7 protein-coding genes are annotated in these 9,465 nt (G+C 37.5%); 5 read left to right on the top strand and 2 right to left on the bottom strand.

Features of this window, described 5'->3' with window-relative positions; translation table 11 throughout:
* The first annotated feature begins 535 nt into the window (after positions 1-535).
* On the top strand, positions 536-2,260 hold the full coding sequence (locus tag BTN98_RS20130) for an ATP-dependent nuclease (protein WP_061000846.1): 1,725 nt from the start codon (positions 536-538) through the stop codon (positions 2,258-2,260).
* A 372-nt stretch (positions 2,261-2,632) separates the two neighbouring features.
* The gene (locus BTN98_RS20125; protein WP_061000844.1) at positions 2,633-3,418 is read left to right on the top strand and encodes a hypothetical protein; all 786 of its coding nucleotides are present in this window, start codon (positions 2,633-2,635) and stop codon (positions 3,416-3,418) included.
* A 256-nt stretch (positions 3,419-3,674) separates the two neighbouring features.
* Here BTN98_RS20125 and BTN98_RS20120 read toward each other — a convergent pair whose 3' ends face one another.
* A complete protein-coding gene (locus tag BTN98_RS20120) occupies positions 3,675-5,063 on the bottom strand; it encodes a DEAD/DEAH box helicase (protein ID WP_061000841.1) in 1,389 nt (462 codons plus the stop codon).
* Positions 5,064-5,072: 9 nt separating this feature from the next.
* Positions 5,073-5,621 (bottom strand): hypothetical protein, encoded by a 549-nt coding sequence (locus tag BTN98_RS20115; RefSeq protein WP_061000839.1) that lies wholly within the window; start codon positions 5,619-5,621, stop codon positions 5,073-5,075.
* A gap of 91 nt (positions 5,622-5,712) precedes the next feature.
* On the opposite strand from BTN98_RS20115, the gene BTN98_RS20110 reads away from it, so the two are divergent.
* From BTN98_RS20110 to BTN98_RS20100, 3 genes are all read left to right on the top strand, one after another.
* Positions 5,713-5,919, top strand: a complete 207-nt coding sequence (locus BTN98_RS20110; RefSeq protein ID WP_061000837.1) for a helix-turn-helix domain-containing protein — start codon at positions 5,713-5,715, stop codon at positions 5,917-5,919.
* 337 nt (positions 5,920-6,256) lie between these two features.
* Complete coding sequence (locus BTN98_RS20105; RefSeq protein ID WP_061000835.1) at positions 6,257-7,981, top strand: ATP-dependent nuclease; 1,725 nt, start codon at positions 6,257-6,259, stop codon at positions 7,979-7,981.
* The gene (locus tag BTN98_RS20100) at positions 7,978-9,396 is read left to right on the top strand and encodes a UvrD-helicase domain-containing protein (protein WP_061000833.1); all 1,419 of its coding nucleotides are present in this window, start codon (positions 7,978-7,980) and stop codon (positions 9,394-9,396) included. Before BTN98_RS20105 ends, BTN98_RS20100 begins: the two co-directional genes overlap by 4 nt.
* The last annotated feature ends 69 nt before the right edge of the window (positions 9,397-9,465 follow it).

Below are 9,465 nucleotides of genomic sequence, written 5' to 3'. Positions count from 1 at the left end.
GTTGATATGGTTGCTGCTAACTAAAACTTATCAATCAATATACGGTTCTTTTCTCTACCTTAAATTTTGTTTAACGTATTACATCAGGTGTTAGCAAAACAACCCCACCAACAATTAAGTCCTCTCACCAATATTCTTTATATTGAATGAAAAGTGATTAAATATTCATTTTAGAGTGGATAAGAAATTCTTCCTATCGTTTACAATAGTCCGTCTTCTGCTCTAACTAGTTTCTGCCCCATTATTAGCTAGATCTAATACTCATTCATATTGTATTAATGTGTTTTTGGATTAGTTTTCTTTATACCAATAACGTTTAATGTTCTTTAGTTAAACAGCAATTATTATTTTTCTACGTGATTTTTCATAACAGTAACAAAGTGTTACTACCATCTTGACTTAATATTCATAAGTTAGCATATTCGCCTAGATTTTTAGTCATTCTGTTAAATGGCGTGAAAGTAAGAATACACTGTTATACGTTTCCCTTTTCCCCAATATTTGAGTCATATAATCAAAATATCAGTTGGTAATAATGAAAATAAAATCATTAAAAGTAATAAGTTTCAGAAACATCAACGGTGAGAATAACGTGTTAGAGTTCGATGATTCTGACATTATTTTTATCTTTGGTCAGAATAATGTTGGTAAATCCACGTTTCTGCGAGCATATGAATATTTCATAACACCCAAGAAAAAAAGTGCCTTATCAGATTTTCACAAATTTGATGAAGAAAATACTATTAAAATGGAAATGGTGTTTACTAAAGAAGCTGGTGATGAGGCTGAATTCGAGCGTAAGGGGTTTAACCGATGGGTATCAGACCAAAACGAAATTAGGTTTAGGAAAACGTGGACTCGTGCAGGTGCTGAAGGGCTGAAAGAAACATTTGATCCCGCTGAAGGTGATTTTGTAGATCATGGTTTTGGTGGCCTTGACTCACACTTGACAAAAGTGGCTCCTACTCCAATAGTCATACCTGCTATGCCAACTCCAGAAGATTTAAGTAAGTGGATTACCGAGACAATTAAAAAGCAGGTATTAAAAACTCTATCTACAGAGCATGCTGAAACTTATCAAGAAGCTCTTGATAAGTTGAATGAACTTCAATCTCAAATTGAAGGCACTGACTTAGTAAAAGGTTTTTCAGATAAAGCAAACTCCAATTTTCAAAAAGTTTTTCCAGAATTATCACTATCTATATCACCCCTGATTGGACAAAGTGTTGATGTAACTAAAGCATTGGACAAAGAGTTTTGCGTTGCTATTAACCATGAAGGCCAAGACGGTAAGAGTGAGTTTAACTCTCACGGGCATGGTGTAATACGCCAAGCAATGTTTAACTTCTTGGGCTTATCTAAAAATGACTATGATCCTGACGATACAAATGAAGGAGTAAAAAAGGAATTTATAATCCTTTTTGAAGAACCTGAACTGTACCTTCACCCCAAGAGAATTCGCTTATTAAAAGATACACTTTATTCTCTTTGCCGAGGTTCAAAATTTCAAATTTTATGCGCATCACATAATCCTCAATTAATTGATTTATCTATGCCTCACACGACATTGGCTCGTTTAACGGCAAAAGAAGATGGAACGACTATTATTCATCAAGTGGGGGATGATGTGTTTGATTCTCAGGGCGAAAACCGAGATCGTATTCTAATGCTCAATCGTTTTAACCCACACATCTGCGAAACGTTTTTTGCTGATGAAGTTGTTTTGGTTGAGGGCGATACGGAAGCTATAGTAGTAAGACAACTCTTACATGAGCACTATCCTGAAAAAGATATATTTGTCTTAAATACTGGTACAAAAAACAACATGCCCTTTTTTATTAAAGTACTTTCACACTTTAAGATAAAGCAACATGTAATCCACGATAGCGATTGTAGATACCAATATGATCGACAAGGCAATGTGCTTTTGAAAAATGATCGAACACCGAAAGCAAATAGTGCTTGGACTCTGAATCAAACGATTTGGGATCAGATGGTTACTAGTAATGAGCTATTTCCAAATATTGTAAAACGTTACGTATCAGTTCAAAATTTCGAAGATTCGCATGATTACACTCATAACGCCAAAAAAGGGAAACCTTTATCAGCATGGGAATTTGCACAAAATCTCGATATTGCTGGTGATGCATCTATTACCTGCTTTGTTAGACAAATAGCGGGTATTGATCTTCGTACAACCGAATTTACCCAAGAAAACTTGGAAGAAGTTGTTATTGAACGATACCAAATAGAAGCTTGAAACGTATAATTATTTAAGATTGTTTCGCAACGCATAGCATTTTTTCTATGCGTTGCTATCACTTAACGCGATGTTGCACTTACTTATACAAATACCTACCAGCTAAAATAGAGCAAACTATCTAACAGTTTTCGTCCAGAAGTGTGATGGCTAGCTTTATGTCATTGTCGCTCAAGTTTGCACCACTCTCAATACTCTTACTCTTAAAATTCTAAATAAACACTTTGAAACAAAATAATGCAATCAAGCTCATAATATTTATGAGTTAAATTAATTATGATTGTCGGGGTTTGTGTGGGCATTCTTTTGCGTAAAGGTAAGAATGCTTATTAATATGCTGTTAAACCGCATAAGTATCTACAAAGAGGAAACATGTTAGAAACGATTAAATTTTTGAATCTTGGTGAGTGGGCTATTTCAGTGGTTGCAGCAATAGCTATATGGAAATGGATTTTAAAAGGGTTAGCGGAAAAGTGGTTTCAAAATCGTTTAGATTTACAGAAACAAGAAGTTAACACTGCGCTTCAAATTCAAAAGGATTTAACGCTACAACAAGCTGAATTCGAAAAAGTTAAGTTGGAGAGGGTTCTTCCAATTCTTGAGCAATTTAATGGCGCAATTTCTGAACATAAAATGATGTATAACACTTACGTTTCCTTGATCATTAACAAAGGTGGAATTCTTCCCGATTTTGAAAGTCAAAGGCTTAAGTTAGACGGGGAGGTAATAGAGTCATTGGCAAGTATTGCAATCTACTTACCACCTGAATTTAGAGGGCTTGTTTATCAACTAAGGAAAGCTGTTAGTTGTTCTTGGAAAGACCCGTTGCAAATCTATTACCTGTTGCTTGATAAAGGTGGTATCAAGTGTGTTGTTGACGTTTGTGCACCAAGCAATGACTTATACAGTGATTTGATGGATTGCTTTTACGACATGTGTAACAAATATTTGGGTATATCCAACCATGAGCAATCGTATGCTAGTTTATTGAAGTACCATGGTTTTATCTACAGCGAATTTCTTGAACCTACTAACCTTAACGCTGCTCAGAACTTTGTATGGAAATATATATTATTTCATGAGTATGTCAGTATTAATGAACGTGCTGAAGTCTTAGAACTAATTGAACAAGAGTACGAGGCTGAAAGTGCGGTTTAACAGATAAGGATATGTGTCGCGTAGCCGACACCTATCCGAAGTGTTGGACAAGCCCAAGCCACCTTATATAAGTAAATATTGAAAGTACCTAAAAGGTAATGCTAAAAAGTTAAACATAACGTTACCCTTATTTATCTTAATACCTACCAAACCAAATAAAGCAAAGTCCCTAACTCGTTTCTGTCCACTTTTTAGTTAGTCACTATGACTAACTAAAAACTGCCCCTGTTGTGGCTTATTTATGTCCAATAACAATTTAGCCATAAATAAAAGCACTGATTATGCGAGTATGATATTTACCTAGAGTAAGCTCTGAATGTTGAGTTTGAATATCAAGGCTTTTAGATATGAATGTATTTTCACTGCTTTCCCAGTCTACCGTACAGCAATGATCCTTTGCTTTATTATCGGTAAGATGACTAGCAAGTTTCTGAGAATGCTTTTTGTCGTGTTCACTGTAATCATTATTGTTAAACATAGTTATTCTGGAGCAACTTTCTGGAATATCTATTTCGATTTGTTCAGCAAATTGTACTAGATTACTTTCAGCAAAAGTGTATAGCCAGGCTTCTTGATTGGCAGTATTTGTTGTTCGTAATATACGTCCTAACACTTGGCGAAAGTATAACTCTGTTCGAATATTACTAAGGTGGCAGCAAACTTGAAGCCTTGGAATATCAGTGCCTTCACTAATCATGCCAATACTAACAATCCATTGAGTGTCACTGTGCTTAAATGATTCAATTATTCTATTTGAGTACTTGTCTTTATAAGTAACAAGCACACAAGTTTGATCGAATTGTTGTTCTAATATTTGAATTATTTTTTGAGCGTGTATGATTGAGGCTGCTACGATTAAACCTCCTGTTTCGATTGAAATTTGTCTGATCGCTTCAAGTTTATTAACAGCTAACTCAATGATTGTATTTAGGGCATCATCATTATTAAGCACACAAGAATAATGTGTATTACTCTTTTCAATCAGTGCATTGATAGAGCTAAAGTATTCAGGTTTGGTGTTGCTCTGTAATGAAATATTATCACTATCGATTAAAGTGATATTTGGACGTCGGCATACGCCATCATTTACTGCTTGTTTTAAAGAATATTGGTAGTTACAAATTACCTTGCCTTCAGGATCAGTATAAGAAAGTAAACTAATAGGTAGTTCATCGGAGCGCCAAGGTGTTCCTGTTAACGCCAGTGTATACAAAGCTGTATGTTGAATATCATGTACTAAGGTTTGACCCCAGCTATTGTTATCAGAATCTTCATTACCTCCACAGTGATGAATTTCATCAAAGACACATAACACGCGGTAGCGGGAAATTGTTTTCCAAAAATCACGATGAATGTATTGCATCGATTGGTAAGTCATCGAGCACCCCAGCGTTGCCACTTGACCATTAAAAATACAATCTAAAACAGCAGCAAATGTTTTTTGAATGTCCGAGGCAACAGTCTTTGACGGTGAAAAGCAAATAACAAGATCAATCATATCGCTATCAAATAATGTCTTTGCTAAATGAGCAGCCATACGTGTTTTCCCTGCTCCTGGTGTTGCTTGAGCAAGAAAATGACTGTGTCCATTTTTATAATGATTAACAGCGTTAGAAATACACTCATTTTGCCAAAGCCGAAGCATCTTAATTCCTTAGATTTGTCCGTATGATAGTACGTTAGATATTGCTCGAATTTGCCCAACAATAGCAGCTGCATTTTCTTTTGCTTCAGAATGCAGTTTCAAAGCAAGAAAGGCGGTTTCTGGAAATTGTTCGATCATCGCTTGGTATTGTTCAGTCTCAGCAAGTTTTATGGATAACTCTGCTTCCATTATGGCTTTTTGTGTTTTCAGATTTTTGATACAACCTTCTGAAATTGCATTAAGTTCGTCAGTTTGATTTTTTACCACCTGCTTCACATGTTGATTTTTACGTAGTTTCTTTGTTTTGAATTTAATCAAATTAAAATCATCGTATTTTTTAAATCGTTTACTATGTCTGATCCCTGTACATGTAAGGACACCTTTTGTTGTTAAATCCAATAAATGCCGTGAAGCAAAAAGCCTAGTGGTATTTTGGTTTGTATAACGAGGGAATAGCTGCATCAACAGGTCACGAATTGTTGTTGTTTTAAACTGTTCATCATTCACTTTCTTTAAGGCCATCAGAATATCAGGATGTATTTTTATTAAGTCAGTCATAGAAAATATTATTTTGATAATTTGCGGATTATAGTCCGTGGTAACATAATCATCAATCTTAGATAGTCTTTCATTTTAGGTCTCCCTTAAAATGAAAGACTTAGCAAAACAGTTTGGTGTTAATTTACGTTCAAAACGCCGTGATAAAGGCGTATCACAAGATCAATTAGCATTATTAGCTGATATAGACAGAAGCTATATTGGTAGAATTGAGCGTGGTGAGGTCAACATAACATTGGAAAAGGCATATCAACTCGCAGAAGTACTTGAGTGTGATGTTAAAGAGTTACTTCCCTAAAATATGGCAGTATTAAATCTATTATTTTTGATTTAAGGTACGACAGAATCGCTTGGTGATCACAAATGAGTTAGCCACTTTGCTAACTCAGAATTGCCCCTTTATGCGTTAGACCTTTTACTCATTCATATATTATTAAAGTGATTTTGGATTAGTTTTATTTTCCTGTTTGTGGTTAATCAGACTTATTTAATACATCTCTTACTCTCAATGTTCTCCATAAACAGATTGAAACAAAATAATGCAATCAAGTTCATGATATTTATCAGCTAAATAGAATATGATCGACAAAATATATTAGGTGTAAGTTTACTAGTTCAATACTCCGGAATTATTTATGTCAGTTATACGTCATATAGAAATACAAAACTTTAGAACAATCAAAAAACTATCATGGCATCCAAAGCCAGGATTAAATTGCCTAATTGGCCCCGGTGATTCAGGTAAATCTACACTATTAGATGCTATCGATCTTACGCTCGGTGCTCGACGTTCCTATTCCTTCAACGATGCTGATTTTTACCAACTTAATACCTTGTCTCCATTATCGATATCAATCACCATAGGTGATCTGCATGATGATCTGAAGAATATCGAAAGCTATGGATTCTTCTTAAGAGGGTATAATGCTACCACTCAAGAAATCGTTGATGAGCCTCAGCAAGGTACTGAAACTGTTCTAACCATAAAATTAATTGTAGATAGTGATTTAGACCCCGATTGGCGACTGTATTCAGAAAGGGCTGAAGCGGATGGCTTAGAACGTAGATTACCGTGGAAACATAGAGAGCTTTTATCTCCTGCTCGCTTAGGCACAACTGCGCACCATAATCTTGCTTGGGGTAGTCGTTCAATACTTAACAAGCTTTCTGAAGATACATTGGACGTATCAAGTGCTCTTGCACAGTTAGGAAGACAAACCCGTGAAGCTTTCGCACAACAGCAAGTTGAAGGGATTGCTGGTGTTTTGCAACAAGTCCAGAATATATCTAATGGCTTAGGTGTTCCTGTTGGCGAACTGAAAGCATTATTAGATGTAAATGGAATCTCCTTATCCAATGGTGCTATAAGTCTTCACAACAGTGATAATACTCCTCTTAGACAATTAGGAACAGGTTCGTCCAGACTTCTAATTAGCGGCCTGCAGAAAGCGGCCAGTAACTCTAAAGTAATCATTGTTGATGAAGCTGAATACGGATTAGAGCCATATCGAATTACTCGTTTACTCAACGAGCTAGGCTCTAAAGATGTTGAGCCAACGCAGCAAGTATTCATCACAACTCACTCGCCTTACGTGCTTCGTGAATTGCAGGCTCAACAACTCCACGTAATGCGCAGGCCTACACCGGCTCAGGTAGCTTTGGGCCCAGAACATATTCAACATACGATATACAGTCTAAACGGAGAAGGTCTACAACAAGCAACGTTACGCGCTTGCGCCGAATCCTTCTTCAGCAAAAGTGTTATCGTATGTGAAGGAAAAACGGAAATTGGGATAGTGAGAGGAATAGACCTTTATAACCAAGAAGTTGGAAATAGGACGATTACATCCAAAGGCGTCCATTGTGCGGACGGGGGTGGTGATGCCATGTTTGCAAGGGCGCAGATTTTTTCATCACTAGGTTACCCGACGGCAATTTTTAAGGATTCAGATAAAGCTGAACAGCATCGAGAGCACAGAGAAAATGCGATAGCAGCCGGTATTTCCGTATTTGAATGGGATCATAATAGAGCTACAGAGGATGCTATCTTTACAGCTTGTCCCTCGGCCGTTATCCCGGAACTATTGAATATGGCAGTTGAAAGGAAGGGAGCCGACTCAATAAATGCTCATATTCAAGCGCATTCAAACCAGTCGGTAACGCTAGATGATTGCCTTGAACGGTTTACTGATGCCCAACGAGTAATCCTTGCTAAAGCTGCCAATAAAAAGAGCTGGTTCAAAGATATAGAACCTGCAGAAAATGTAGCCAGAAACATTATTGGCCCGAACTACAGTGCTTTTACGGGAGATTTAACAACACCTGTAAATCATCTATTTCAATGGGCGATTGATCTATGAACATTGAAGCTGTGCTCGATAGCGATTTAGGCTCAATTGTTGCGCCTGCAGGTTGTGGTAAGACACACCTGATTACGGAGGCTCTGTCGATTAGGGCGAAAAAACCGATATTGGTTTTAACACATACAACCGCTGGTGTATCGGCTCTTAAGAAGCGCTTACGCCGGTTATCAGTTCCTGCTTCTCATTATGTAGTGACAACTATTGATGGTTGGGCGCTTAGAATAGCTAATAGCTTTCCGACATCTTGCCCAATCAGCGCATCCCCCGATAATGCTCGACAGTTTTATCCGGAACTCAGGCGATCGGTGTTTCGTTCTCTCAATTCAGGGGGGCTTCACGAAATCATAAAGGCTTCATATTCAAGACTGCTGGTAGATGAATACCAAGATTGTGACAACAACCAACATAATATCATCGCCTCCCTTTCACAAGTACTGCCAACGGTGGTTTTTGGTGACCCGATGCAATGCATATTCAGTTTTGCAGGCCCAATGCCTGACTGGCAGCGAGAAGTGCAGCAAAGGTTCCCGTTGCTTGGAACTCTGCGTACACCATGGCGTTGGAATAATGCTGGGGCTCCTGACCTTGGTGAATGGATACTTGAAGCTAGAGAAACACTTCTACGAAGGGAAAGTTTAGACCTTACTGGTTGTCCGAACCATTTGCATTGGCACCGACTAACAGGTACTGCTCAAACAGATCTAATTAATCAGCAGAATGCCCAGCAAAGAATAATCAATCACAATCAGACCGATTCGCTTCTTGTAATTGGTAGTTCAGTGGATGAAAGATCTCGACACACATATGCGAAGAGTAGCCGCACGACTCAAGTCGTTGAGCAGGTACAATTGGCACAGGTTGTTGCTGCAGCTAGTGAGTTTGATCGGTTAAATGGTATGGAACTGGTGGAAAGCATTCTTACTAATGTATCTACAATGGCCACTAATATTGAAATGAGACAAACATTAACTCGTATTCAAAGTATTCTTTCTCGAAGAAACAGAAAACCTCCAACACCATTTGAACATGCTCTAACTAACGTTGCGAATAGTAGTGAACGCTCTGATATTTTGACAGCTCTTCAAGAGGTTGAGAATAAAAATGGTGCTAGGATTTACCGTAGAAACGCATATACCGCATTGAAAAACTCGGTCTCATTATCGGTTAGCTCGCAGGATAAAACCATGTCAGAGTCCGCAATGATTATACGAGAGCAGATAAGACAAAAAGGTGATAACCGAATCCCTAAACGAGCAATTGGTTCAACATTGCTACTTAAAGGATTGGAAGCTGACCATTGCTTAGTTCTTGATGCTAATGCAAGAGGGATGGACAATAAACACCTGTACGTTGCACTTTCTCGTGGAGCTAAAACTGTAACCGTTTTCTCTCGAAATAATCAAATAAGCTAATTGATTTACAAAATGTAGTGTTGTCACCTGCGATAGAGTTCATTCTATACCGAGCATTAAAGTATCAAA

This window comes from Photobacterium aquimaris (genome assembly GCF_002954455.1).
GTDB lineage: Bacteria > Pseudomonadota > Gammaproteobacteria > Enterobacterales > Vibrionaceae > Photobacterium > Photobacterium aquimaris.
This window is presented reverse-complemented; position numbering and strand designations above follow the sequence as displayed.

What these genes read in the sequence shown, in the direction of transcription:
- BTN98_RS20130 (WP_061000846.1), top strand. Translation starts at nt 536, where the DNA reads ATGAAAATAAAATCATTAAAAGTAATAAGTTTCAGAAACATCAACGGT.
- BTN98_RS20125 (WP_061000844.1), top strand. Translation starts at nt 2,633, where the DNA reads ATGTTAGAAACGATTAAATTTTTGAATCTTGGTGAGTGGGCTATTTCA.
- BTN98_RS20120 (WP_061000841.1), bottom strand. Translation starts at nt 5,063, where the DNA reads ATGCTTCGGCTTTGGCAAAATGAGTGTATTTCTAACGCTGTTAATCAT.
- BTN98_RS20115 (WP_061000839.1), bottom strand. Translation starts at nt 5,621, where the DNA reads ATGACTGACTTAATAAAAATACATCCTGATATTCTGATGGCCTTAAAG.
- BTN98_RS20110 (WP_061000837.1), top strand. Translation starts at nt 5,713, where the DNA reads ATGAAAGACTTAGCAAAACAGTTTGGTGTTAATTTACGTTCAAAACGC.
- BTN98_RS20105 (WP_061000835.1), top strand. Translation starts at nt 6,257, where the DNA reads ATGTCAGTTATACGTCATATAGAAATACAAAACTTTAGAACAATCAAA.
- BTN98_RS20100 (WP_061000833.1), top strand. Translation starts at nt 7,978, where the DNA reads ATGAACATTGAAGCTGTGCTCGATAGCGATTTAGGCTCAATTGTTGCG.